This is a genomic window from Hydrogenophaga sp. T66 (assembly GCF_057219855.1).
Genome location: NZ_JBXVVX010000001.1, coordinates 898,771 through 924,074, shown reverse-complemented (window position 1 = coordinate 924,074; position 25,304 = coordinate 898,771). Strand labels below are relative to the sequence as shown.

The window sequence follows — 25,304 nt, the reverse complement described above, 5'->3', positions numbered from 1 at the left end:
CGAGGCTTTGATGACCGCCACGCCCGCCACCCCGCCCGCCGCGCCCCCCGCGTCTGTCCACACCACCCGCTGGCTCGCGGTGGGCAGCCTGCTGGGCCTCATCGCGGTGGGTCTGGCCTGGGAAATGTGGGTGGCGCCGCTGCGCCCGGGCGGCTCGTGGTGGGCGCTCAAGGTGCTGCCGCTGGCCATTCCGCTGGCCGGCCTGCTGAAGAACCGGATGTACACCTACCGCTGGGTCAGCCTGATCGTGTGGCTGTACTTCACGGAGGGTGTCGTGCGGGCCACCAGCGGCGAGAGCGCGCCGTCGGTGTTGATGGCGCTGCTGCAGACGGCGCTGTGCATCAGCCTGTTCGTGGCCTGCGCGCTGCACGTGCGCATCCGCCTGAAGGCCGCCGGGCGCGACGCGGTCGCTGCCGATGCGGCGGCCGCCGCCGAGGCCGCGGAGCGGGCGGTCCAGCGATGAGCACCCCTGGCGACCTGATCGACGCGCTGCGCGCCGCGCTCGGCGCCGATCACGTGCTGACCGCCGACCGCCACGACCTGACGGGCTTCGAGCAGGACTGGCGCCACCGCGCCCGCGGGCGCGCGCTGGCCGTGGCCCGGCCGGGCACCACGGACGAGGTGGCCGCGGTGGTGCGGGCCTGCGCCGCGGCCGGCGTGAGCCTGGTGCCGCAGGGCGGCAACACCGGGCTGGTGGTCGGCTCCGTGCCGGACGACAGCGGCCGGCAGGTGGTCCTGAGCCTGCAGCGGCTCAACCGCGTGCGGGCGCTGGACCGCGCCAACCTCACCCTCACGGTGGAGGCCGGCTGTGTGCTGCAGGCCGTGCAGGAAACCGCCGAGGCCGCCGGCCTGCTGTTCCCGCTCAGCCTGGCCGCCGAGGGCAGTTGCACCATCGGCGGCAACCTGGCCACCAACGCCGGCGGCACGCAGGTGCTGCGCTACGGCAACGCGCGCGACCTCTGCCTGGGGCTGGAGGTGGTGACGGCGTCGGGCGATATCTGGCACGGCCTGTCCGGCCTGCGCAAGGACAACACCGGCTACGACCTGCGCGACCTGTTCATCGGCAGCGAAGGCACGCTGGGCGTCATCACCGCCGCCACGCTCAAGCTCTTCCCGCGCCCCGCGGCCACGCTCACCGCCTGGGCCGCCGTGCCGTCGATGCAGGCCGCGGTCGATCTGCTGGGCCTGGCGCAGCAGCGTCTGGCCGCCGGGCTGACCGGCTTTGAGGTGATGGGCCGGTTTGCCCTCTCGCTGGTGGCGCGCCACCTGCCGCAGCTGCGTGTGCCGCTGTGGCAGGACCATCCTTATTGCGTGCTGCTGGAAAACAGCGACAGCGAGGGCGAGGCGCACGCGCGCGGCGCCTTCGAGGGCCTGCTTGAGGCGGCGCTGGAGCGCGGACTGGTGAGCGACGCCGTGGTCGCCGAATCGATGGCGCAGGCGCAGGCGCTCTGGCACATCCGCGAAGGCATCCCGCTGGCGCAGGCCGAGGAAGGCCTGAACATCAAACACGACATCAGCCTGCCGGTCTCGCGCATTCCGGCGTTCTGCGACGAGACCGACGCCCGGCTCTCGCGCGAGATCCCCGGCGTGCGCCTGGTGAACTTCGGCCACCTGGGCGACGGCAACCTGCACTACAACGTGCAGGCGCCGGCCGGTGGCGACGCGCGCGCCTTTCTCGCCGAACAGGAAGCCCGGGTCAACCAGCTGGTCTACGACGCCGTGGCTGCCCACGGGGGCTCGATCAGCGCCGAACACGGCGTGGGGAGCCTCAAGGCCGCCTGCCTGCCCCACTACAAAGACCCGGTCGCGCTCGACATGATGCGCGCCGTCAAGGCCGCGCTCGACCCGGCCGGTCGGCTCAACCCGGGCCGCGTGCTGGCCTGACCGGGCACCGTCCCCCCCCACCACCATGACCGACACCCTCGCCCACCGCCCCGTGCGCTCGCAGTACGAAGACTTCATGCGCCACGTCTACACGACCGGCGTCACCAAGACCGACCGCACCGGCACCGGCACGATCAGCGTGTTCGGCCACCAGATGCGCTTCGACCTGCGCGAGGGCTTCCCGCTGGTGACCACGAAGAAGGTCTTCACCAAGGCCATCATCGTGGAGCTGCTGTGGTTCTTGCGCGGCGACCGCAACGTCAAGTGGCTGCAGGAGCGCGGCTGCACCATCTGGGACGAGTGGGCCGGCCCGGACGGCGACCTTGGGCCCGTGTACGGCGTGCAGTGGCGCAGCTGGCCGACGCCCGAGGGCGGCCACATCGATCAGATCGCCGAGGTGGTCAAGCAGCTCCAGACCACACCCGACTCACGCCGCATCATCGTCAGCGCCTGGAACGTGGCCGACCTGGGCAAGATGGCGCTGATGCCCTGCCACGCGTTCTTCCAGTTCTACGTGGCGCCGCCGACCGCGCCGGGCGGCCGGGGCACGCTGAGCTGCCAGCTGTACCAGCGCAGCGCCGACATCTTTCTGGGCGTGCCGTTCAACATCGCCAGCTACGCGCTGCTGACCCACATGCTGGCGCAGCAGTGTGATCTCGACGTGGGTGAGTTCATCTGGACCGGCGGCGACTGCCACATCTACAGCAACCACCGCGAGCAGGTGGAGCTGCAGCTCTCGCGCACGCCGCACCCCTACCCCACGCTGCGCATCAAGCGCCGCCCGCCGTCGATCTTCGACTACGAGCTCGACGACTTCGAGATCCTCGACTACCAGCACCACCCCGTCATCAAGGCGCCGGTGGCGGTCTGAGGCGCGGCTGTGCTCAGTCGCCCGCAGCTGATCGGGCTGGTCGCGCTCACGCTGATGTGGGGCGTGAACTGGCCGATGATGAAGCTCTCGCTGCAGCAGATGACGCCACTCATGTTCCGGGCGAGCACCATGCTGCTCGGCGCGGCCTGGCTGTTTGTCTATGTGGCGCGGCGCGGTGAACGGATGTGGCCCACGCGCACCGAGTGGGCCACGATCGCCGCGCTCGGTCTGCCCAACGTGCTGGGCTGGCACACGCTGTCGATCTTCGGTGTGCAGGCGCTGGCCTCGGGTCGCGCCGCCATCCTGGGCTTCACCATGCCGATCTTCACCGTGCTGATCGGCGCGCTGTTCTTCGGTGAGCGCATCACACCGCGCGTGCGGCTGGCCGTGCTGGCCGCGGGCGCGGCAATCGGCCTGCTGCTGTGGCACGAACTGCAGCGCCTGAGCGGGCGTCCGGCCGGCGTGGCCTGGATGCTGGGGGCGGCGGTCTGCTGGGCCTGGGGCACGCTGCTGTTCCGCCGCGCGCGACTCACGCTGTCGGCCATGGTCGTCACGGTCTGGATGCTGTTGCTCGGCAGCGCGGTGCTGTGGGTGCTGGCGCTGGCGCTGGAGCCGCTGCCGGCGGTGTCGAGCTTCACCGCGCCGATGTGGCTGAGCCTGGCGTACGGCGTGCTCATCAACTACGGCGTGGCACAGTTGATCTGGTTCGGTCTGGCGCGCGACCTGCCACCGGCCACCAGTGCCATGAGCGTGATGGCCATCCCGCTGGTGGGCACGCTCAGCGCCGCCCTCATCGTCGGCGAGGTGCCGCACTGGCAGGACTGGGTGGCGGTGGGCTTTGTCATGCTGGCGATTGCGGCGGTGCTGTGGCCGGCGCGGGCCGCACAATCCGACCATCCGGCGCCTCCTCGCCCCTGACCTTCTGGCCCGACGCCATGACCACCCCCCGCCTGCACCTGATCCTCGCCCGCGCCGCCAATGGCGTGATCGGCCGCGACAACGCCCTGCCCTGGCACCTGCCCGAAGACCTGGCCCATTTCAAGCGCACCACACTGGGGCATCCGGTGCTGATGGGCCGGCGCACCTGGGACTCGTTGCCGCCGCGCTTTCGGCCACTGCCGGGCCGGCGCAACCTGGTGCTCACCCGCGACGCGGCCTGGGCCGCCGAGGGCGCGCACCGCGTGACCTCGATCGACGACGCGCTGGCAAAGGCTGGCGCCGACGGCGCAGCCGAGCTGTGGGTGATCGGCGGCGCGCAGGTGTATGCCGCCGCGCTGCCGCGCGCTCACCGAGCGGTCATCACCGAGATCGGCCGCGACTTCGATGGCGACGCCCACGCGCCGGCCTTTGGGCCCGACTGGGTGGAAACCGCGCGCGAGCCCCAGGTGGCCGCCAGCGGCCTGCCCTTTGCCTTCGTGACCCTGGAGCGCCGGCCCTGACCGGCGGAGAAACCGCATGACCACCTTCGCCACCTGGAACGTCAACTCCCTGTCCGTGCGACTGCCGCAGGTGCTGGACTGGCTCACCGCCCATCCGGTGGACGTGCTGGCGCTGCAGGAGCTCAAGCTCACCGACGACAAGTTCCCCGCCGCGGCCTTCGCCGAAGCGGGCTATCAGGCCCAGTGGTTCGGCCAGAAAACCTACAACGGGGTTGCCCTGATCAGCCGGGCGCCCGCGCTGGAGGTGGTGAAAAACATCCCCGGCTTTGCCGACGAGCAGTCGCGTGTGATCGCCGGCACCGTCGACGGCGTGCGCGTGATCGGCGCCTACTTCCCCAACGGACAGGCGCCGGGCAGCGACAAGTTCGCCTACAAGATGGCGTGGCTCACGGCCCTGCGCGAGTGGGTGCGCGCCGAGCTGGCGAGCCACCCGCGTCTGGTGCTGATGGGCGACTACAACATCACCTTCGACGACGCCGACGTGTGGGACCCCGAGGGTTTGCGGGAATCCATCCACTGCACCACCGAGGAGCGCACCCACCTGCGCGCGCTGATCGGGCTGGGCCTGCACGACGCGCACCGTCTCTTCCCGCAGCCGCCCAAAAGCTTCAGCTGGTGGGACTACCGGCAACTGGGCTTCCAGAAGAACCGCGGCCTGCGCATCGATCACATCCTCATCAGCGACGCGCTCAAGGCCGCGGCAAGTGCCTGCGTGATTGATCGGGCGCCGCGCAAGAACCCGCAGCCCAGCGATCACGCGCCCGTGGTGCTGACGATCACGTAACCCACGGGGCCACCCCCTCCAGAAGCACCGCTGAACCGGCTTCGCCGGGCCGCAGGCGCTGTCCCCCTCTCAGGGGGAAGGCGCGTCAGCGCCGCAGGGGGTCATTCCAAGTTGAGTTCCTGGATCTTGCGGGTGATCGTGTTGCGGCCAATGCCGAGCTTGTGGGCGGCCTCGATCCGCCGGCCGCGGGTGGTGGCCAGCGCGGTCTGGATCAGCCGCGTTTCAAAGCGGCGGGTCAACACGTCCCACACATCGGTGCGGCCGGTCTCCAGCAAGGCCTGCGCCTCGGCCTGCAGCGCCTGTTCCCAGCCGGGCGGGCCAGCGTCGTCGCCCGCGGCGTGATTCGGGGTGGCCGGCGTCGGCACGGGCTCGCCCGCGCGGGCTGCGTCAGGCGCGGCGGGCGGCGCCCAGGCCGGTGCAGCGGATGAACCCAGGGGCGCGCCCAGCACCTCGGGCGGCAGGTCTTTCACCTCGATCACCTGCGCCGGCGCCATCACGGTCAGCCAGTGGCACAGGTTCTCGAGCTGACGCACGTTGCCGGGGAAGTCGAAGGCGCTGAGCAGGCGCAACGCACCCTCGGCGATGCGTTTGGGCTCCACGCCGAGCTGCTTGGCGCTCTGCTGCAGGAAGAAGCGCGTGAGCATCGGGATGTCTTCGCGCCGCTCCCGCAGCGCCGGCAGGCGCAGGCGGATCACGTTGAGGCGGTGGAACAGGTCTTCGCGGAACCCGCCCTCGCGCACCCGCTGCTCCAGGTTCTGGTGGGTGGCGGCGATCACGCGCACGTTGGCACGCACCGCGCTGTGGCCACCGACGCGATAGAAATGCCCATCCGACAGCACGCGCAGCAGCCGGGTCTGCAGGTCAAACGGCATGTCCCCGATCTCGTCGAGGAACAGCGTGCCGCCCTCGGCCTGCTCGAAGCGACCACGGCGCATCGTCTGCGCGCCGGTGAAAGCGCCACGCTCGTGGCCAAACAGCTCGGATTCCAGCAAGTCTTTGGGGATGGCTGCGGTGTTGATGGCCACGAACGGGCCGCCGGCGCGCGGCGAGTGCTTGTGCAGCGCGCGCGCGACCAGCTCCTTGCCCGAGCCCGACTCGCCGGTGATCAGCACCGTCACCTGGCTCTGGCTCAGGCGGCCGATCGCGCGGAACACATCCTGCATGGCCGGCGCCTGGCCGAGCATCTCCGGCGCGGCGCTCAAGCGCTCCTCGGCCACTTCCTCACGCTGGCTTTCCTCCACCGCGCGGCGAATCAGCTCCACTGCCTTGGGCAGGTCAAAGGGCTTGGGCAGGTATTCGAAGGCGCCGCCCTGGAAGGCGCTGACCGCGCTGTCGAGGTCGGAGAAGGCGGTCATGATGATGACCGGCAGACCGGGGAAGCGCTGCTTGACCCGCTCGAGCAGATCGAGCCCGGAGCCACCCGGCATGCGGATGTCGCTGACCAGAATCTGCGGCCCCTCGGGGTCGCCGGCGTCGTCGAGCGCCTTGAGCACGTCCTGCGGGTTGGTGAAGCTGCGGGTGGGCAGGTTCTCGCGCAACAGCGCCTTCTCCAGCACGAAGCGGATGGATTGATCGTCGTCCACTATCCAGATCGGCTTCATGTATCGGTCGTCCCTTCGTGTGGCGCGTCGCTCGTGTCGGTGGGTGAACTCAGGGCAGCGGAATCAGGATCTTGAAGTCCGTCATCCCCGGCACGCTCTCACACTCGATCAGGCCATGGTGCTGTTGCACGAAGGTCTGGGCCAGGGTCAGTCCCAGTCCCGAACCACCTTCACGCCCCGACACCAGCGGGAAAAAGATGCGGTCCTTGATCGAGTCCGGCACGCCGGGCCCGTTGTCGATCACATGCAATTCCAGTGCCAGCCGATAGCGCTGTTTGCCGAAGGTGACCTGCCGGCCCACGCGGGTGCGAAAGACGATCTGTGCATCGCCCGCGGCGATGCGCTCGGCCAGCGCCTGCGCCGCGTTGTGGGCGATGTTGAGCACCGCCTGAATGAGCTGCTCGCGGTCTCCGCGAAACTCGGGGATCGAGGTGTCATAGTCGCGCACCACCCGCAAGCCGCGCGGAAACTCGGCCAGGATCAGCGCGCGCACACGCTCGCAGACCTCATGGATGTTCACATCGCCGACGACATGCGGCCGGCGGTGCGGGGCGAGCAGCCGGTCCACCAGCGACTGCAAACGGTCGGCTTCGTGGATGATGACCTGCGTGTACTCGATGAGCTCGCGCGAATCGAGCTCCATCTGCAGCAGCTGCGCCGCGCCGCGGATGCCACCCAGCGGGTTCTTGATCTCGTGGGCGAGGTTGCGGATCAGTTCCTTGTTGGCCTGCGCCTGGTCGAGCAACCGCTCTTCGCGCTCCTGCCGGGTTTGCTGCTCCAGCGGCAGCAGTTCCACGACCACTTCCTGCGGGTTGTCGGTCTGCGCCACCACCACGTGCACCGGCAGCGGGTCGTGGTTGAGGCGCCGCAGGTGCGCGTCGTAGCGCAGCGCGGCAAATTCGTTGCCGCGTGCGCCGGTGAGGGCGTTGTCCAGCAGCAGCGGGTCGGTGAAGCAGTCCTGCATGCGCGCGCCGGTGATGCTGCGCCGGGACATGCCCAGCGCATCTTCGAGCGCCGCATTGGCAAACTGCACACGCCCCTGCAGGTCCACCACGGCCACCAGCGTGGCCAGCAGGTCGAGCGAGTGGAATCGCCCGTGCGCGGCGCTCATTGGGGCGCCGGGCCGAGCCGGCCGAGCTCGCGCTGCAGGCCGGCCACGTCGGCCTCGGCGCGGCCGACCGCGGCCTTGAGTTCGGCCACACGGTCGAGGTAGCGCTGGTGATTGCGGCCCTCGATGCCCTCCTTCTCGGGCTGGCCGTTGGCGTAGGCCTTTTTCGCGTCGTCCAGCCGCTGCTGCGCCTTGCGCAGTTCGGCCTCGAGAATGGCCCGCGCATCGCTGTCGCGGGCGCGCTGGGCCGCGCTGTCGTTGCGCGGCGTGGCGGGCGGCGGCGAGCCCGCGGCGGGCGCGGGCCGGGGCGCGGCGGCACCGGACGGCCGCGTGCCCTCGATGATGGTGATGTTGCCGCCATCCATCACGGTGCAGCCTTTGGCCTTGGCGACCTGCGCGTTGTTGGTGTATTCGTTGCCGCAGCGGTAGATGCGTTCCTGGGCCTGCGCTGGCGCGGCAGCGGCCAGCAGGCCGGCGGCGATCAGGGGAATCGACAGGGGCAGCACGGTGTCTCCGGTGGCAAATGGACAAGGTGGCAGTATGACCCAAGCCGGGGCGCAAAGTGCCCACCGGCGCGTGGCGCCGACGGGCTCGCCCCTGGCCAAAAAAAAGGACGGCCGAGGCCGTCCTTTTCCGGAGTTGCTCCGGGTCTGAGCGCCGAAGCGATCAGAGCGAGTAGTACATGTCGTACTCGACCGGGTGCGGCGCCATGCGGAAGCGGGTGACTTCGCCCATCTTCAGCTCGATGTAGGCATCCAGCATGGAATCGGTGAACACGCCACCCTTGGTCAGGAACGCGCGGTCCTTGTCCAGGTACTCCAGCGCTTGGTCGAGGCTGTGGCACACGGTCGGCACCAGCTTGTCCTCTTCCGGCGGCAGGTGGTACAGGTCCTTCGTGGCGGCTTCGCCCGGGTGGATCTTGTTCTCCACGCCGTCCAGGCCGGCCATCATCAGGGCCGAGAAGCACAGGTACGGGTTGGCGGAAGGATCCGGGAAGCGCGCTTCGATGCGGCGGCCCTTCGGGTTGGCCACGTACGGGATGCGGATCGAGGCCGAGCGGTTGCGCGAGCTGTAGGCCAGCTTCACCGGGGCTTCGAAGCCGGGCACCAGGCGCTTGTAGCTGTTGGTGCCGGGGTTGGTGATGGCGTTGAGCGCGCGGGCGTGCTTGATGATGCCGCCGATGTAGTACAGGGCGAAATCGCTCAGGCCGGCGTAGCCGTCACCGGCGAACAGGTTTTTGCCGTCTTTCCAGATCGACTGGTGGACGTGCATGCCGGAGCCGTTGTCACCCGCGTAAGGCTTGGGCATGAAGGTCGCGGTCTTGCCGTAGGCGTTGGCCACGTTCCAGACCACGTACTTCAGGACCTGCGTCCAGTCGGCGCGCTCGACCAGGGTCGAGAACTTGGTGCCGATTTCGTTCTGGCCGGCGCCGGCCACTTCGTGGTGGAACACCTCGACCGGGATGCCCAGCGATTCGAGGATCAGCACCATCTCGGCGCGCATGTCCTGCGTGCTGTCGACCGGGGGCACGGGGAAGTAGCCGCCTTTGGTGGTCGGACGGTGGCCGCGGTTGCCGCCTTCGAGCTGCTTGCCGCTGTTCCACGGGGCTTCGTACTCGTCGATGGCGAACATGACGTTGCCGGGTTCGTTGCTCCAGCGCACGCCATCAAAAATGAAGAACTCGGGTTCCGGTCCGAAGTAGGCGGTATCGCCCAGGCCAGAAGCCTTCAGGTAGGCCTCGGCGCGCTTGGCGATCGAACGCGGGTCGCGGTCGTAGGCCTTGCCGTCGCTGGGCTCGACCACGTCGCACTGCAGGAACAGGGTGGTCTCTTCGAAGAACGGGTCGATGCGCGCCGTGTTCGGGTCGGGCATGAGTTGCATGTCCGAGGCTTCGATGCCCTTCCAGCCGGCGATGGACGAACCGTCGAAGGCGTGGCCGGAGGTGAACTTGTCTTCGCCAAAGGCGGAGATCGGCACGGTGACGTGCTGTTCTTTGCCACGGGTGTCGGTGAAGCGGAAGTCGACGAACTTGACGTCGTTGTCCTTCACCATTTGCAACACGTCTGCGACGGTCTTGGCCATCAAATGCTCCTGTACGGGGGGTTGGAATCGGAAAAACGGACGCCGGGGGTTTAGCAGCTTCCGTGCCACGACCGGGGCGGCGGGCCGGACCCTTCGGGCACAGCCGATCGATTATCACCCACCCCACCGACCCAGGGCGTGACCGTCCGTTTTGGGGCGCCTTCGGTCGCCACAATCGCCCCCGCCGCGCCGCCGCGGGGATCACATATCCGCGATGACGCATTATTTTGGTGCATTTGCACCGCAACAGCTCACTGATCTCGCACCATTTCGGGGCCCAGTGTCGCTCCATGGGCCCGCAAGCCCTCCAACAGGGCGGCAAAAGCCGTCTCGACCGGATCGACAGCGCCCTTCACGCCCAGTTCGATGTGGCGGCCCCAGGTGGGATGGTCCACGCTCGGCAGGCTGAAGACCTTGACCGGGTGGGTCGCCTCGATGCGCTCCATCAGCGGCGTGAGCGATGCCTCCATGGCGCCCTGAACGATCACAGAACGCTCGCGGCCGGCGTTCTGGCGGTGCAGGTGGGGGTAGAGCGTATCCAGTGCCCACTCGATCATCGGCCAGGCCATCACCGGGAAACCGGGCACGAAGTGCACCGTGGCGCCATTCGGACCGTCGCAGCTGAAGCCAGGGATCTTGTTGTAGGGGTTGGGGATGAGTCGGGCGCCGGCGGGAAAAACACCCATGTTGAGGCGGTGCACGTTGTCGGGCCGGTCGGGCTCAAAGGCCACGCCCTGCTCGGCCGCCACATCGCGCATGCGCTCTTCGATGAGGGCGCGGGCGCCCGGGTGCAGCGCGAGATCCTGCCCCAGGGCCGCTGCGGCGCACTGGCGCGTGTGGTCGTCCGGGGTGGCGCCGATGCCGCCACAGGAGAACACGATGTCGGTCCCGGCCAGGGCGTCGGCCAACGCTGCGGTGATGCGCTGCCGGTCGTCCCCGACCACGCGCGCCCAGGCCAGCGACAGGCCGCGGGCCTTGAGCAGCTCGATCACGCGCGGCAGGTGCTTGTCCTGGCGCTTGCCGGAGAGGATTTCGTCGCCGATGACGATGAGGCCGAAAGCGGGAGCGGTCATGACTTTCAGGGCGGGGGCAGGGTCGGGGTGGGTGGCGCCGCGGACGACGCGGTCGCTTCGGCCGGCGGCAGATCCAGCGCCGGCGCAGGGGACTCGGCCGGCGAAACCGCCGCCCGCCGCTGGGCGTCCAGCGCGGCCAGGCAGTAGTGGGCAAACCACAAGGACGCGAAGGCAAACACCAGCGTGTAGATCCAGATCGCCACGGGCACCAGCAGCGGCGCCAGCGCGACGAACATCGCGCCCGACGCCCACAGCAGGCTGGGCGCGGCGCCGAGATAACCGCTGAGCACGCCCATGGCGAGCAGGGCGCCGCGGTGCTCGCGCAGCAGCTGCCGACGCTCATCGGCGCTGGCGTGGCTGGCCAATGCGTCGTAGGCGAACACGCGGTAGGTCAGCCAGCCCCAGATCAGGGGCGGCAGGATCAGCACCAGCGGCGGGATCAGCCACAGCGGCAGCGACACGACCAACACCACCAGCGCCACGAACGTGGAGCCGAGCGACCAGAAGACGCTGGCCACCAGCGAGCCGCCTTCGCGCCGCTGCAGCGCGGCAAACCGGCGCTGGGCCACGAGCTCCACCATCGCTGGCGTCATGAATACCGCCACCAGCAGCAGACACAACAACACGATGGCCGGCGTGGCCAGCACCAGCACCACCAGCGGTGCGAACACGGTGCGCAAGGAGCCCATGCCGAGGCGTTCAAGCCAGCCCAGGAAGGCCTGCACCAGCTCAAAGGCTTCAAACCAGGCCGCCACGCCCGCCACCGCCGCGTCCCAGAAAAAGTAGCCGAGGGCGAAGGAAACCACCGCCATCAGGATCACCGGGAGGAACGACAGGCCGATCACGCGCGGGTGCAGGCAATAGCCCACCGCGCGCCAGAAGGCATCAAACATCAAACGCATCGGCCGAGAATACAACGCGACACGCGCGCGTTGCCGGGCGACGTAGCATGCCCCGCATGGACCGCATTTCCATTCATGGCGTGTCACTGGAAGTGGCGCGCATCGACGGCCCCGCCGAGCGCGCACCGCTGGTGTTTCTCCACGAAGGGCTGGGCAGCGTGGCCCTGTGGACCGCACGATCCCGCCACTGGCCGGCGGAGCTGTGCGCCGCCACCGGCCGGGCTGGCTGGGTCTATTCCCGCCGCGGTTATGGCCGGTCCGACCCGGTCAGCGACGTGCGCGGCCCGCCACGCGTGGACGGCTTCTGGCACGTGGGCCGCCACGAACCTGACTATATGCACCGCGAAGCCTGGGACGTGTTGCCGGCCTTGCTGGCGGCGCTCGCGGTGGAACGGCCGGTGCTGATTGGCCATTCGGACGGCGCCACCATCGCCCTGCTCCACGCCGCGCGCCATCCGGTGAGCGCCTGCGTGGCCATGGCGCCCCACGTGTTCGTGGAGCCGGAGTCCGTGGCGTCCATCGAACAGGCCCGCCAGGCCTGGACCCAGGGCCTGCGCGAGCGCCTGGCGCGTTACCACGACGATGTGGACGGCGCCTTCTGGCAGTGGAACGACGTGTGGTTGAGCGACGCCTTCCGCGGCTTCAACATCGAAGCGGCGTGCGCCGACATCCGCGCACCGCTGCTGCTGGTGCAAGGGCTGGACGATGAGTACGGCACGCTCGAACAACTGCGCCGCATCGAACGCGCCGCCCCGCACGCCCGCACACTCGAACTGCCCGCCTGCGGCCACAGCCCGCACCGCGACCAGCCGGATGCCGTGACGCGAGCGATCACTGACTTCCTGGCCGACGTGGCCTGAAACGTCGCGTTTCACGCGAATTTGCAGCGAAAATTCCCCAAGTAGTTCACAAGAACTCATTCTGGCGGGGAGGTGGGGACGCGGGCGCGAGGGCGTTTGTCTACACTTTGACACATCCCACGCTGCCGAATCCACCCATGAACTGGCAATCCCCCTGGCTGCTCGCCCTGATCGCTCCGGTGCTGATCGCACTGGGCGCCGGCGCGCACGCCTGGTGGCAGGCCCGCCAGGCCCGGCAGCGGCGCCGCATCCCGAAACACTGGCCGCTGACCCCCCGTCCGCTGGCCAACAGCGAGGAAGCCCGCGTCTGGCACTGGCTGGCCCGCGCGTTCTATGACCACCACGTCATGATCAAGCTGCCGGTCACGCGCTTCACCCTGCCGCGAGACCAGGAACAAGGCGCTGACTGGTACAAGCTGCTCGCCGGCGTGTACTGCACGTTCACGATTTGCAAGGCCGACGGTCGCGTGATCGGGTGTCTGGACGTGCCCGGCAAAGCGGGCATCCCGCGCAGCACCCGGACGTTGAAACACTCGCTGCTGAGCCAATGCGGCCTGCCGTACTGGGTGGTTCGCTCCAACAGCCTGCCCACGGTGGCCGAAATCCGCGCCGAGTTCCTGGGCGAGTCGGCGCTGAGCCAGTCGATGCGCGAGCGCGAACTGGAAGAGCGCGCCATCGTGGCCGCCCAGGCCAACCTGCGCAGCGCCCTGACCCGCCAGCGCAACACGCGCGGCCCCAACAGCGACTTCAGCCCCCTGTCGAACTGGCCCGCGAGCACCCAGGGCGAGACCCGCGCCAGTGACCTGCCGTCGCAGTGGCACGACAACAACTCGTTCCTGATGCCGCTGGACAGCCGCCGCGGCGACCTGCTGTAAAGGGCGGCCACGCCGCCCTGACGCCCGACCTGACTCCGGTCCGGACGCACCTTCAGCGCCGCCGAAGCGACGCCACCTCATCCGCCGACAACCACCGCCAGGCGCCAACCGGCAGATCGGCGGGCAGCACCACATCACCGATGGCACTGCGGTGAAGCGCCTCCACCCGGTTGCCGGCCGCGGCCACCATGCGCTTGACCTGGTGGTATTTGCCCTCGGTCAGCGTGAGTCGCAGGTGCGTGGGGGCGGGCAATTCGGCGCCCGCCGCCCGCACCGGCCGCGGTTCATCGTCGAGCACCACGCCGTCGATCAGGCGCTGCGCCAGCGTCGCATCGGCCGGATGCTTGAGGGTGACCTCATAGACCTTCGGCACGTGGTGTTTGGGTGAGGTCAGGCGGTGGATGAACGCGCCGTCGTCCGACAGCAGCAGCAGCCCGGTAGTGTCGTGGTCGAGCCGGCCCACCGCCTGGACGCCGGCCGCCGCGCCCCCGCCGCGGGCGCGCAAAGGCCCCGGCAGCAGCGTGTAGACACTGGGGTGGGCGCCCGGCTTGTGCGAACATTCGAACCCGGCCGGCTTGTGCAGCATCAGATACGCGCGCTCGTGGAACTCCCAGCGCTGGCCCTGCACCCGGAACACCAGGCCCGCCGCTTCCCAGCGCGAGGCCGGGTCGGTGCAGGGCTCGTCCTGCGGGCCGACCGCCACCCACCCCTGCTGAATGAGTCCGATACATACCCGCCGGGTGCCGAAGCCCTGGCTAAACAAGATGTCCTGCAACGTCAATATGCTCATGGCGGCGATTGTCGCGTGGCGCCACCCGGGGGCGCGGCCGTGCCGGGGCTGATGGAGCGCCTGCGGGCGCGCATCCCCGACGCGCACACGCTGCGCCAGCAACGCTGGGTGCGCTGGATGGGGCCGGTGCTGCAGGACCCCCGCCTGTGGCATTTCAGCCGCCGCGGCATCGCGCTGGGCGTGGCGCTGGGGGTGTTCTTCGGCTTGCTGATCCCGGTGGCCCAGGCGCCGGCGGCTGCCGCCCTGGCGGTGGCCATGCGGGCCAACCTGCCTATGGCCGTGGTCAGCACCCTGGTCACCAACCCGATCACCTTCGGCCCCGTCTACTACGGCGCCTACAAGCTGGGCCGCTGGGTGCTGCCGGCGTCGGCCGAATCCGCCACGCCGGTCATCACGCCCACGCAGGGCCTGCCCGAGGCGGCCCAGGACGAGAAACGGTCCTGGTCGGAGCGGCTGAGCGCCGCCGGTGAGTTCCTCACGGGCGTGGGAAAGCCGCTGGTGGTGGGCCTGGCCATCACGGCCACCGTCTCCGGGCTTCTCGTCTACGCGCTCATCAGCGCCGTCTGGGCCCTGCGCACCCGCCTGCAGCGCCGACGTCGCCTGCGCCAGCGGCAGACCCCTCCGCGCTGAAGGGTCATGCGAGGGCGCCGCGCCCCCGCAACGGCGGTCACTCGACCGGCGCGCCCGCCTCAAACCATCGCCGGATCAGGTCCCGCTCGGCCTCGGTGATCTGGGTGGCGTTGTTCATCGGCATCAGCTTGAGCACCGCTGTTTGCTGGTAGACCGCCTGCGCGTGCTGGCGCAGCAGCTCCGGCGTGTGCAAGGCCACGTTTTTCTGCTGCACCTGCGCGTTGTGGCACAGCACGCAGCGCTGCTCCACGACCGCCCGCACCGCCGCAGCGCTCACCGGGATGGCGGGGGCGACATCTGCCTTGGGCGCCGGCGCCGGAGCGCGCCACACCACCAGCGCCACGATCACCGCCACGCCCGCCAGCGCCACCTCCCACGGTGTGCGTCGCCCCTGGGCGTGTGCCCGGTGGCGGGCGACGAAGCTGTGGCGGATCAGGGCGCCTGCCAGCATCAGCGCGACCAGCACCAGCCAGTTGTGCGGCCCCTGCACCAGCCAGCCATAGTGGTTGGACAACATGGCCACGATCACCGGCAGCGTGAAGTAGGTGTTGTGCACGCTGCGCTGCTTGCCGCGCTGCCCGTACACCGGGTCCGGCGCCTCGCCCGCGCGCAGTTGGGCGACCACGCGCCGCTGCCCGGGAATGATGCAAAAAAACACATTCGCGCTCATCGCCGTGGCAAGCATGGCGCCCACCAGCAGGAAGGCCGCGCGCCCGGCAAACAGCTGACACGCCAGCCAGGTGGCCGCCACCACCACCAACGCCACCGCGACGCCCACGCGGCGGTCGCCACCCGGCCCACGGCCCAGCGTGCGGCACAGCGCGTCGTAGATCAGCCAGAAGCCCACCAGAAACCCCAGCGAGGCGGTGATCGCGGCCGCGGGGGACCAGTCGTGCACCGACTTGTCGATCAGGAAGGTGCTGGCGTTAAACAGGTACAGCACCGTGAACAGCGCAAAGCCAGTCAGCCAGGTGGAGTAACTCTCCCAGTACGACCAATGCAGCTTGTCCGGCAACGCCCGCCAGCGGGGCGCCACGAGGTACTTGTTCGAGTGGTAGAAGCCACCGCCGTGCACGGCCCACATCTCGCCGTCGACGCCCTTGGCCTTGAGCTCGTCGTGTTCGGGTGCGGTCAGGCTGTTGTCCAGCATGACGAAGTAGAACGACGAGCCAATCCAGGCGATCGCCGTGATGACATGCAGCCACCGCAACAGCAGGTTGGCCCAGTCCAACAGGTACGCATCCATTCCCATCTCCGGTCAGCGAAACACCGCCGGCGTGCGGCCAGCGGCGTCATCGCTCACCACGGCGGGTCCTGTGAGGCGTTGAAGGTCGCGTGTCTTGCCACCCGGCGCCAAGCCGGGCGCCACCCGCGGCGACCAGCCGCCACTGTAGCCCATTGCCACGCGGTTGCGGGGCGGTTGCGAAGCGGTTGTGCACAGCACCACGCCGGGCGACTATGCTGCGGGCTGCACAACCCCGTAGCACGGAGATTCCATGACGTTGTTGTTGTTTGTGGCGGGCCTGATCGGCCTGATCGCCGGCGCCGAGCTGCTGGTGCGCGGCGCGTCCAAACTGGCGCTGTCCTTCGGCATTTCCCCCCTCGTGGTGGGCTTGACCATCGTCGCGTTCGGCACCAGTTCGCCCGAGGTGGCCGTCTCCACCGGCGCGGTGCTCAACGGCCAGACAGACATCGCGCTGGGCAACGTCGTGGGGAGCAACATCTTCAACGTGCTGTTCATCCTGGGTATCTCCGCCCTCATCACGCCGCTGGTGGTCAACATCCAGCTGATCCGCCAGGAGGTGCCGATCATGATCGCGGCCTCGCTCATCCTGCTGCTGCTGTCCCTCGACGGCCGCGTGAGCTGGCTTGATGGCCTGCTGCTGCTGACGATGATGGTGGTCTACACCGTGTTCCTGGTCGTTCAGTCACGGCGGGAGACCCAAGCCGCCCGCGACGAATACGCCGCCGAGGTGAAACCCGCCAAGGCCGGCGCCTGGGACGATCGCCTGCCCGTGCAGCTGCTCCTGATCGCGGTGGGTCTGGGCCTGCTGGTGCTCGGATCCGACTGGCTGGTTCAGGCCGCGATCGCGATGGCCAAGGCGCTGGGCGTGAGTGACCTGGTCATTGGCCTGACCATCGTGGCGGCCGGGACCTCCATGCCGGAAGTGGCCACCTCGGTGATGGCCGCCATCAAGGGCGAGCGCGACATCGCCGTGGGCAACGTGGTCGGCAGCAACACCTTCAACATCCTCGGCTGCCTCGGCGTGGCCGGCCTGGCCAGCGGCAGCAGCGGCCTGGGCGTGCCCGCGGCGCTGATGGCCTTTGACATGTGGGTCATGCTCGCGGTGGCGCTGGCGTGTCTGCCGGTGTTTCTCACCGGCCGGGAAATCGCCCGGTGGGAAGGCGGCGTTTTCCTTGCCTACTACGCCGCCTACGTCGTCTGGCTGATTCTCCAGGCGCAACAACACGCCGCCCTCCAGCCCTACTCGGCGGTCATGCTCGGCTTCGTGGTGCCACTCACGGTGGTGACGCTGGTGGCGGTGATGATCCGTCGGGGCCACGCGACCCGCTGAGGCCTCGGCAAGAACCCGGCTCACTCGTCTTTGCCGAAAAGATCGCGGGTGTAGACCTTGCTCGCCACGTCGTGAAGCGCCGACGTGGCGCGATTGCACACAATCAGATCACAAGCGCTCTTGAACGCCGCGAGATCCGGCTCCACCGCGGCGCCGCGAAACGTGGACGCCTGCAAGGAAGGCTCATGGACGACGAGGGACACACCAGCCGCCGACAAGCGGTCCATCACATCCAACACCGATGAGCTGCGGAAATTGTCCGACCCGGCCTTCATGATCAACCGGTAGATGCCCACCACCCGGGGGCGCCGCGCCAGGATGTCCTGCGCCACAAAGTCCTTGCGGGTGGCATTGGACGCCACGATGGCCCGGATGAGCTGCTGGGGAACATCGCTGTAGTTGGCCAGCAGCTGCTGAGTGTCTTTGGGTAGGCAGTAGCCGCCGTAGCCGAAACTGGGATTGTTGTAATGGCGCCCGATGCGAGGGTCGAGACCGACACCGTCGATGATCTGGCGCGTGTCCAGGCCATGGGTAGCGGCATAGGTGTCGAGCTCATTGAAATAGGACACCCGCATGGCGAGGTAGGTGTTCGCAAACAGTTTGATCGCCTCGGCCTCGGTCGAGCCTGTGAGCAACACAGGAACCGACCGCTCCACGGCGCCCTGTCGCAGCAAATCAGCAAACGCCTGGCCCCGCGCCGATACCTCCCCCACGACAATCCGTGAAGGATGCAGGTTGTCGTGCAGCGCGTGCCCTTCGCGGAGGAACTCGGGCGAAAACATCACCTGGCCCCGCCCGATCCCCGCGTTGATCGAGCGGGTGTACCCAACGGGTATCGTCGACTTGATCACCACAGTGGCCTCGGGATTGATCGCGAGCACATCCCTCACCACCGACTCGATCGAACGGGTGTCGAAGCGGTTGGTCTCGGGGTTGTAGTCGGTGGGCGTGGCGATCACCACATAGGACGCACCCTCGTACGCCTCAACGGGATCGCACGTCGCACGCAGCGCCAAAGGCCGCTCGCGCAAAAACGCCGCCAACTCGGGATCATCGATGTGCGACACCCGCGCGTTGATCGCCTCCACCCGCTCAGGCGCGATATCAAGCGCCACCACGTCATGGTGCTGGGCCAGCAGGACGCCGTTGGACAAACCCACGTAGCCAGTGCCCGCCACCGCAATCTTCATGTTTCCGCTCCGGACCGGGCGCCCTGGAAGGACGTCCCCATGAACGGCGATGCTCAGCGGCAGCGTTGTCAGGCAGATGACGACAGCTTGACGGGACGGTGAAACGCCTCCAGAGGACCGACACAAAAAAGCCCCCAGACGTCGCCGCCTGGGGGCTGATGGATGGTGGAGCTGGGGGGATTTGAACCCCCGTCCGCAAGCCTTCTTCGCGCAGTTCTACATGTGTAGCCGTCTGGTTTGGATCTCGCCGTCCGGGTCGCGCAGCGGCACGCTACCCGGCAAGCCAGCAGCCTTGAATCTCGTTCCGGGACAAGCTGCCCGCCACAGAACCAGCCGATGTGAATGCCCTCACAGCCTGGACGCCTTGCGGCACCCTTGCCCAGCCCATCGGCCTGCTGTTGTGAGGCTCACCGGTGTTTAGGCGGCGAGTGCGAAACGTTCGTCGTTTGCAGTTACTTTTTTTCTGCGGTTTAACGAGGTGACAGAACCTCGACATGCCCTGCTGCGTGTCCGAACCCACGTCGAAACCAGTGCAGCCCCTGAGGTTGCGTAGTTTAGGGCAGTTCGAGCAGCTTCAAGAGGGCCGTCGGGCTGTGGATCGTCGCGTCGGCACCCCAGTCGTGCAACGGCACGCCCGCGCCGTGATAACCGTAGGCGGCGGCCACGGTGCGCATGCCGGCAGCGCGGCCGGCCTGGATGTCGCGCAGGTCATCGCCGACGTAGATGCACTCGCCGGGCTCGATCCTCAGGCGGCGCGCGGCCTCCAGCAAGGGAGCCGGGTGCGGTTTGGCGTGTGGTGTGGTGTCGCCGCACACGAAGGCCGAGGCGCCATTGAACAGCGGCATTGCCCGCGCCAGCGGGTCGGCGAAGCGGTGCGCTTTGTTCGTGACCACGCCCCACGGCAGCCCACCAGCGACCAGGCGGTCCAGCAGATCGCTGACCCCGTCAAAGGCGCGGGTCAGCCGGGTCAGACGGGCCTCGTAGGCACAGTAGAACAATTCCCGCTCCGCCTCGTACGCGGCATCGTCCGGCGTGAGGCCGAAGGCAACCTGCAACATGCCCCGCGCGCCGGCGCCGGCGTGGGGCCGGTACCGCTCGAAAGGCAGGGACTCCAGCCCCTTGGCCCGCCGCAGGTCGTCGGCGGCCCCACCCAGATCGGGCGCGCTGTCGATGAGCGTGCCGTCGAGGTCGAACAACACCGCGCGAACGCCGCGCCACGCGGTCCCGGCGGTCATGCCTTGCGGGTCGCGAACAGGTAGTTCACGCTCGTGTCGTCGCTGAGCCAGTAGCGCCGGGTCAACGGGTTGTATTCCATCCCCCGCGTGCGTTCCAGCAAAAGACCCGCCTGCCGGGCGTAGCCAGCGAGTTCGCTCGGGCGAATGAACTTGGCGTACTCGTGGGTTCCCCGCGGCAGCAGGTTAAGCACGTACTCGGCGCCGACGATGGCAAAAAGAAAGGACTTCGGGTTGCGGTTGAGCGTGGAGAAGAAGACCCAGCCGCCCGGCTTGACCAGGGTGGCGCAGGCCTGCACCACCGATGCGGGATCCGGCACGTGCTCGAGCATCTCCATGCAGGTCACCACATCGAAGCCGCCGGGCTGATCCGCGGCCAGCTGCTCGGCGCTGATCTCCTGGTAGCGCACGCCTTGCGTATTCGCCTCCAGGGCATGGAGCTGGGCGACCTTGAGGGCCTTGGTCGCCAGATCGATGCCCAGGACGTCGGCCCCGCGCCGCGCCATGGCATCCGCGAGGATGCCGCCGCCGCACCCCACATCCAGCGCCCGCAGCCCGCGCAGACCGCCGGTGAGCTCTTCGATCCAGCCCAGGCGCAAGGGGTTGATCTGGTGCAGGGGCCGGAACTCGCTCTCCGGATCCCACCAGCGGTGGGCCAGATCGGAAAATTTGGCCAGTTCGGCCGGGTCGGCGTTGAGCTTGTCTGTCATCGGCAAATTATCGTCATGGCAACAAAAAACCGCGCCGAAGCGCGGTTTTCTGGAGCCGATCGCAGGGCGATCAGTTCTTGCGGGTGCCCACCACTTCGATCTCGACGCGGCGGTTCTTGGCGCGGCCTTCGCGGGTGGCGTTGTCGGCCACCGGCTGGGTCAGGCCCTTGCCTTCGGTGTAGATGCGGTTGCTCTCGATGCCTTTGCTCACCAGGTAGGCCTTCACGGCTTCAGCGCGGCGAACCGACAGCTTCTGGTTGTAGGCGGCGGCGCCGGTGGAGTCGGTGTGGCCCACGGCGATCACGACTTCGAGGTTGATGCCTTTGACCTTGCCAGCCAGATCGTCGAGCTTGGCCTTGCCCTCGGGCTTCAGCACGGCCTTGTCGAAGTCGAAGAAGGCGTCAGCGGCGTAGGTCACCTTGGTGGCGGCCGGGGCAGCGGCGGCCGGAGCGGCAGCGGCCGGCTTCGGAGCAGCGGCCGGAGCGGGCGCCGGGGCCGGGGCCGGGGCGGCCTTCGGCACGATCGCGCCGTCGCAGCCTTGGGCGGCGGTGGCCGGGGTCCAGTTGGCATCGCGCCAGCACAGTTCGTTGGTGCCGTTCTTCCACACCAGCTCGTTGGTGCCGTTGCGCCAGTTGTCGATGGTTTGCGCACCGGCGGCCGTTGCCATGGCGGCGGTAGCGATCAGCATGGCCACTTTGTTGAGTTTTTTCATGGTTTTCCTCTGGGTAAGCCGCAGCCGGGCTGCGTAGACAACAGAAAAGGACGCCGGGCTGCCTTGCAATCCGACGGCCCGGGCATTGTGCCACAAGGCAATTGACGCCCCAGCGAGGGGCATGCCCAAGCCTGTGACTGCGGGGACCCCGGGCGGGTTCCGTTGTCGAATCACAACAGGAAGGCGGTCCGGGGCCCATCCACCCCTCACCGTAAAATGGCCGATTGCCCCAGTACCTGCCCGGCCCCATGTCCCAGTTCGCCAAAGAGACCCTGCCCATCAGCCTCGAAGAGGAGATGCGCCGCTCCTACCTCGACTACGCCATGAGCGTCATCGTGGGGCGGGCGCTGCCCGACGCCCGCGACGGCCTCAAACCGGTGCACCGGCGCGTGCTCTTCGCGATGCATGAGCTCAACAACGACTGGAACCGGCCGTACAAGAAGTCGGCCCGTATCGTGGGTGACGTGATCGGTAAGTACCACCCGCACGGCGACTCGGCGGTGTACGACACGATCGTGCGCATGGCGCAGGACTTCTCGCTGCGCCACATGCTGGTCGACGGTCAGGGCAACTTCGGTTCGGTGGACGGCGACAACGCCGCAGCCATGCGGTACACGGAGATTCGCCTGTCGAAGATCGCGCACGAAATGCTGGCCGATATCGACAAGGAAACCGTCGATTTCGGGCCGAACTACGACGGTTCGGAAAAGGAACCCCTGGTCCTGCCTACGCGGTTGCCGAACCTGCTGGTCAATGGCAGCGCCGGCATCGCGGTGGGCATGGCCACGAACATCCCGCCGCACAACCTCAACGAGGTGGTCGACGCGTGCCTGCACCTCCTCAAGAACCCTGAGGCCTCCATCGACGAATTGATGGAGATCATTCCGGCGCCCGACTTCCCCACCGCCGGCATCATTTACGGCATCCAGGGCGTCAAGGATGGCTATCGCACCGGCCGGGGCCGCGTCGTGATGCGGGCCAAGTGCCACTTTGAAGACATCGATCGCGGCCAACGCCAGGCGATCGTGGTCGACGAGTTGCCCTACCAGGTCAACAAAAAGACGCTGCAGGAGCGCATCGCCGAGCTGGTGCACGAGAAGAAGATCGAAGGCATCAGCCACATCCAGGACGAGTCTGACAAATCCGGCATGCGGCTGGTGATCGAGCTCAAGCGCGGTGAAGTGCCGGAGGTCGTGCTCAACAACCTCTACAAGCAGACGCAGCTCCAAGACACCTTCGGCATCAACATGGTCGCGCTGGTCGACGGCCAGCCGCGCCTGTGCAACCTCAAGGACCTGATCCAGGTGTTCCTGGAGCACCGCCGCGAGGTGGTGACCCGGCGCACGGTGTTCAACCTGCGCAAGGCACGCGAACGCGGGCACGTGCTGGAAGGCCTGGCCGTGGCGCTGGCCAACATCGACGAATTCATCCGGATCATCCGCGAGAGCCCCACGCCCCCGGTGGCCAAGGCCGAGCTGATGAACCGAGGCTGGGACAGCCAGCTGGTGCGCGAGATGCTGACGCGCGCCACGCAGGACGGCGGCACGGTGAACGCCGACGACTACCGGCCTGACGGTCTGGATCGGGCGTACGGCATGCAGGGCGACGGGCTGTATCGGCTGTCGGACACCCAGGCGCAGGAAATCCTCCAGATGCGCCTGCAGCGCCTGACCGGCTTGGAGCAGGACAAGATCGTCGCCGAGTACAAGGACGTGATGGCCGAGATCGACGACCTGCTCGACATCCTGGCCAAGCCGCAACGCGTGTCGGTGATCATTGCCGACGAGCTGACCGCGCTGCGGCAGGAATTCGGTCAGACGAAACTCGGCGCGCGGCGCAGCGAAATCGAGCACAACGCCCAGGATCTGGCCACCGAAGACCTGATCACGCCCACCGACATGGTGGTCACGCTCAGCCACGGCGGATACATCAAAAGCCAGCCGCTGTCGGAATACCGCGCGCAAAAGCGGGGTGGCCGGGGCAAGCAGGCCACCGCCACCAAGGAAGACGACTGGATCGACCAGCTCTTCATCGCGAACACGCACGACTACATCCTGTGTTTCTCCAACCGCGGCCGTCTTTATTGGCTCAAGGTGTGGGAAGTGCCGTCCGGTTCGCGCGGCTCGCGCGGACGGCCCATCGTCAACATGTTCCCGCTGCAGGACGGCGAGAAGATCACCGTGGTGCTGCCGCTGACCGGCGAATTCCGCAGTTTCCCGGCGGACCACTACGTCTTCATGGCCACGAGCATGGGCACGGTCAAGAAGACCGCGCTGGACGAGTTCAGCAACCCGCGCAAGGCCGGCATCATCGCCGTCGACCTGGATGACGGCGATTTCCTGATTGGCGCCGCGCTCACCGACGGCAAACACGACGTGATGCTGTTCAGCGACGGCGGCAAGGCGGTGCGGTTTGATGAGAACGACGTCCGTCCGATGGGTCGCAATGCCCGCGGGGTGAAAGGCATGTCGCTGGACGATGGGCAAAGCGTGATAGCGATGCTGGTGGCCGAAGACGAGCAGCAAAGCGTGCTGACCGCCACGGTCAACGGCTACGGCAAGCGCACCCCGATTGGTGAGTACACCCGCCACGGCCGGGGCACCAAGGGCATGATCGCCATCCAGCAAAGCGAGCGCAACGGCAAGGTGGTGGCCGCCACCCTGGTGCACACCGACGACGAGATCATGCTGATCACGGACAAGGGCGTGCTGGTGCGCACCCGGGTCGCCGAGATCCGCGAAATGGGCCGTGCCACGCAAGGCGTCACGCTGATCGCGCTGGACGAAGGCGCCAGCCTGTCCGGGCTGCAGCGCATCGTCGAAAACGATGCCAACGACCTGCCCAATGGCGACGCTCCGGAGGCAGACGCCGGCAGCGAAGGCGTTGGCGCGTGATGGCGCGTCCGTACAACTTCTCGGCTGGGCCGGCGGCCATGCCGGAGGCGGTGCTCGCCCAGGCCGCGCGCGAAATGCTCGACTGGCGCGGCACCGGCATGAGCGTCATGGAGATGAGCCACCGCGGCAAGGCCTTCGTGTCGATTTGCGAACAGGCCGAAGCTGACCTGCGCACGCTGCTGGCCATCCCGCCCGAGTTTCACGTGCTGTTCATGCAGGGTGGCGGGCTGGCGGAAAACGCGATCGTGCCGATGAACCTGTCGCGCGGTGGCGCGGTGGATGTGGTGGTCACCGGCGCGTGGAGCCAGAAGTCGCTCAAGGAAGCGGGCAAGTACGCCACCGCGCGCGCCGCAGCCAGCAACCAAGCCGATGGCCACACGCGACTGCCCGATCCCGCCAGCTGGCGCCTGGGTGCAGACAGCGCCTACGTGCACCTGTGCAGCAACGAAACCATCCACGGCATCGAGTTTCACGCCCTGCCCGACCTGAAGGCGCTGGGCTGCAACGCGCCCCTGGTGATCGACTTCTCGTCCAACGTGGCGTCCCGACCGGTGGACTGGTCGCGCGTGGGCTTGGCGTTTGGCGGTGCCCAGAAGAACCTCGGCCCGGCGGGCCTCACGCTGGTGGTGGTGCGAGATGACCTGCTCGGCCACGCCCTGCCGGTCTGCCCCAGCGCCTTCAACTACCGCACGGTGGCCGACAACCGGTCGATGTTCAACACGCCGCCGACCTACGCGATTTACATCGCGGGTCTGACCTTCCAGTGGTTGCTGGCCGAGGGCGGCGTGGCCGAAATGGAGCGGCGCAACATCGCCAAGGCGAAGCGGCTCTACGACTTCATCGATGCCTCTGGCTTCTACGAAAACCGCGTGGCACCGGACGCGCGCTCGCGCATGAACGTGCCGTTCTTCCTGAAGGACGAGTCGCGCAACGAGGCCTTCCTGGCGGGCGCCCAGGCGCGGGGGTTGCTGCAGCTCAAGGGCCACAAGTCGGTCGGGGGCATGCGCGCCAGCCTGTACAACGCGATGCCGATCGCTGGCGTCGAGGCGCTGGTGGACTACATGCACACCTTTGAACGGGAAATGGCCTGA

At 68.1% G+C, this 25,304-nt stretch carries 24 protein-coding genes and 1 other RNA gene; 12 read left to right on the top strand and 13 right to left on the bottom strand.

All coding sequences use genetic code 11. The features are described 5' to 3' along the window. The first annotated feature begins 10 nt into the window (after window positions 1–10). Genes AC2D80_RS04325 through AC2D80_RS04300 form a run of 6 tightly spaced genes read left to right on the top strand, consistent with a single transcriptional unit; the run spans window position 11 to window position 4,978 of the window. Window positions 11–463 carry a DUF2069 domain-containing protein gene (locus AC2D80_RS04325; protein WP_484631743.1) on the top strand — a complete coding sequence of 151 codons (453 nt, stop codon included), beginning with the start codon at window positions 11–13 and terminating at the stop codon, window positions 461–463. Further along, entirely contained in the window at window positions 460–1,884 is a 1,425-nt protein-coding gene (locus AC2D80_RS04320; RefSeq protein WP_484631742.1) for an FAD-binding oxidoreductase, read from the top strand. Before AC2D80_RS04325 ends, AC2D80_RS04320 begins: the two co-directional genes overlap by 4 nt. Before the next feature lie 25 nt (window positions 1,885–1,909). Then, a complete protein-coding gene (locus AC2D80_RS04315) occupies window positions 1,910–2,755 on the top strand; it encodes a thymidylate synthase (RefSeq protein WP_484631741.1) in 846 nt (281 codons plus the stop codon). Between the two features lie 9 nt (window positions 2,756–2,764). Continuing rightward, window positions 2,765–3,673, top strand: coding sequence for a DMT family transporter (locus AC2D80_RS04310; protein ID WP_484631740.1), 909 nt, complete (start codon window positions 2,765–2,767; stop codon window positions 3,671–3,673). A 17-nt stretch (window positions 3,674–3,690) separates the two neighbouring features. Continuing rightward, a complete protein-coding gene (locus tag AC2D80_RS04305; protein ID WP_484631739.1) occupies window positions 3,691–4,194 on the top strand; it encodes a dihydrofolate reductase in 504 nt (167 codons plus the stop codon). Window positions 4,195–4,210: 16 nt separating this feature from the next. Next, window positions 4,211–4,978, top strand: coding sequence for an exodeoxyribonuclease III (locus AC2D80_RS04300; RefSeq protein WP_484631738.1), 768 nt, complete (start codon window positions 4,211–4,213; stop codon window positions 4,976–4,978). A 101-nt stretch (window positions 4,979–5,079) separates the two neighbouring features. On the opposite strand, the gene ntrC is transcribed toward AC2D80_RS04300, so the two are convergent. The 6 genes from ntrC to AC2D80_RS04270 all read right to left on the bottom strand — a co-directional run bounded on the left by ntrC (window position 5,080) and on the right by AC2D80_RS04270 (window position 11,744). Next, a complete protein-coding gene (ntrC, locus tag AC2D80_RS04295) occupies window positions 5,080–6,579 on the bottom strand; it encodes a nitrogen regulation protein NR(I) (protein ID WP_484631737.1) in 1,500 nt (499 codons plus the stop codon). Window positions 6,580–6,628: 49 nt separating this feature from the next. Next, window positions 6,629–7,690, bottom strand: coding sequence for a nitrogen regulation protein NR(II) (gene glnL, locus AC2D80_RS04290; protein ID WP_484631736.1), 1,062 nt, complete (start codon window positions 7,688–7,690; stop codon window positions 6,629–6,631). Then, window positions 7,687–8,193, bottom strand: coding sequence for a hypothetical protein (locus tag AC2D80_RS04285; protein WP_484631735.1), 507 nt, complete (start codon window positions 8,191–8,193; stop codon window positions 7,687–7,689). The genes glnL and AC2D80_RS04285 overlap by 4 nt, the downstream gene beginning before the upstream one ends. Window positions 8,194–8,353: 160 nt before the next feature. Continuing rightward, a complete protein-coding gene (gene glnA / locus AC2D80_RS04280; protein WP_484631734.1) occupies window positions 8,354–9,769 on the bottom strand; it encodes a type I glutamate--ammonia ligase in 1,416 nt (471 codons plus the stop codon). A 251-nt stretch (window positions 9,770–10,020) separates the two neighbouring features. Next, window positions 10,021–10,842 (bottom strand): competence/damage-inducible protein A, encoded by an 822-nt coding sequence (locus AC2D80_RS04275; RefSeq protein ID WP_484631733.1) that lies wholly within the window; start codon window positions 10,840–10,842, stop codon window positions 10,021–10,023. A 5-nt stretch (window positions 10,843–10,847) separates the two neighbouring features. Then, window positions 10,848–11,744, bottom strand: coding sequence for an EI24 domain-containing protein (locus tag AC2D80_RS04270; protein ID WP_484631732.1), 897 nt, complete (start codon window positions 11,742–11,744; stop codon window positions 10,848–10,850). Between the two features lie 56 nt (window positions 11,745–11,800). Between AC2D80_RS04270 and AC2D80_RS04265 the strand changes: the two genes are divergently transcribed. Together AC2D80_RS04265 and AC2D80_RS04260 are read left to right on the top strand one after the other, a co-directional pair. Next, the gene (locus tag AC2D80_RS04265; protein WP_484631731.1) at window positions 11,801–12,604 is read left to right on the top strand and encodes an alpha/beta fold hydrolase; all 804 of its coding nucleotides are present in this window, start codon (window positions 11,801–11,803) and stop codon (window positions 12,602–12,604) included. Between the two features lie 137 nt (window positions 12,605–12,741). Further along, window positions 12,742–13,479 (top strand): DUF2726 domain-containing protein, encoded by a 738-nt coding sequence (locus tag AC2D80_RS04260; protein WP_484631730.1) that lies wholly within the window; start codon window positions 12,742–12,744, stop codon window positions 13,477–13,479. A 52-nt stretch (window positions 13,480–13,531) separates the two neighbouring features. Here AC2D80_RS04260 and AC2D80_RS04255 read toward each other — a convergent pair whose 3' ends face one another. Next, window positions 13,532–14,260, bottom strand: coding sequence for a pseudouridine synthase (locus AC2D80_RS04255; RefSeq protein WP_484632643.1), 729 nt, complete (start codon window positions 14,258–14,260; stop codon window positions 13,532–13,534). A gap of 24 nt (window positions 14,261–14,284) precedes the next feature. On the opposite strand from AC2D80_RS04255, the gene AC2D80_RS04250 reads away from it, so the two are divergent. Continuing rightward, complete coding sequence (locus AC2D80_RS04250) at window positions 14,285–14,899, top strand: DUF2062 domain-containing protein (RefSeq protein ID WP_484631729.1); 615 nt, start codon at window positions 14,285–14,287, stop codon at window positions 14,897–14,899. 37 nt (window positions 14,900–14,936) lie between these two features. Here the strand turns inward: AC2D80_RS04250 and AC2D80_RS04245 are convergent, their stop codons facing one another. Continuing rightward, entirely contained in the window at window positions 14,937–16,145 is a 1,209-nt protein-coding gene (locus AC2D80_RS04245; protein WP_484631728.1) for a urate hydroxylase PuuD, read from the bottom strand. A 250-nt stretch (window positions 16,146–16,395) separates the two neighbouring features. Here AC2D80_RS04245 and AC2D80_RS04240 point away from each other — a divergent pair, with 250 nt between their 5' ends. Continuing rightward, entirely contained in the window at window positions 16,396–17,475 is a 1,080-nt protein-coding gene (locus AC2D80_RS04240; protein ID WP_484631727.1) for a calcium/sodium antiporter, read from the top strand. Between the two features lie 20 nt (window positions 17,476–17,495). Here AC2D80_RS04240 and AC2D80_RS04235 read toward each other — a convergent pair whose 3' ends face one another. The 5 genes from AC2D80_RS04235 to ompA all read right to left on the bottom strand — a co-directional run bounded on the left by AC2D80_RS04235 (window position 17,496) and on the right by ompA (window position 21,319). After that, window positions 17,496–18,665 carry a nucleotide sugar dehydrogenase gene (locus AC2D80_RS04235; RefSeq protein WP_484631726.1) on the bottom strand — a complete coding sequence of 390 codons (1,170 nt, stop codon included), beginning with the start codon at window positions 18,663–18,665 and terminating at the stop codon, window positions 17,496–17,498. Between the two features lie 163 nt (window positions 18,666–18,828). Then, window positions 18,829–19,205, bottom strand: a transfer-messenger RNA (tmRNA) gene (ssrA, locus tag AC2D80_RS04230). 14 nt (window positions 19,206–19,219) lie between these two features. Then, window positions 19,220–19,900: an HAD family hydrolase gene (locus AC2D80_RS04225; protein WP_484631725.1), complete on the bottom strand. Its 681-nt coding sequence runs from the start codon at window positions 19,898–19,900 to the stop codon at window positions 19,220–19,222. Next, window positions 19,897–20,607 carry a bifunctional 2-polyprenyl-6-hydroxyphenol methylase/3-demethylubiquinol 3-O-methyltransferase UbiG gene (ubiG, locus tag AC2D80_RS04220; RefSeq protein WP_484631724.1) on the bottom strand — a complete coding sequence of 237 codons (711 nt, stop codon included), beginning with the start codon at window positions 20,605–20,607 and terminating at the stop codon, window positions 19,897–19,899. The genes AC2D80_RS04225 and ubiG overlap by 4 nt, the downstream gene beginning before the upstream one ends. Before the next feature lie 70 nt (window positions 20,608–20,677). After that, on the bottom strand, window positions 20,678–21,319 hold the full coding sequence (gene ompA, locus AC2D80_RS04215) for an outer membrane protein OmpA (RefSeq protein WP_484631723.1): 642 nt from the start codon (window positions 21,317–21,319) through the stop codon (window positions 20,678–20,680). Between the two features lie 248 nt (window positions 21,320–21,567). On the opposite strand from ompA, the gene gyrA reads away from it, so the two are divergent. Together gyrA and serC are read left to right on the top strand one after the other, a co-directional pair. After that, on the top strand, window positions 21,568–24,213 hold the full coding sequence (gene gyrA / locus AC2D80_RS04210) for a DNA gyrase subunit A (RefSeq protein ID WP_484631722.1): 2,646 nt from the start codon (window positions 21,568–21,570) through the stop codon (window positions 24,211–24,213). Then, window positions 24,213–25,304 (top strand): 3-phosphoserine/phosphohydroxythreonine transaminase, encoded by a 1,092-nt coding sequence (serC, locus tag AC2D80_RS04205; protein ID WP_484631721.1) that lies wholly within the window; start codon window positions 24,213–24,215, stop codon window positions 25,302–25,304. The genes gyrA and serC overlap by 1 nt, the downstream gene beginning before the upstream one ends.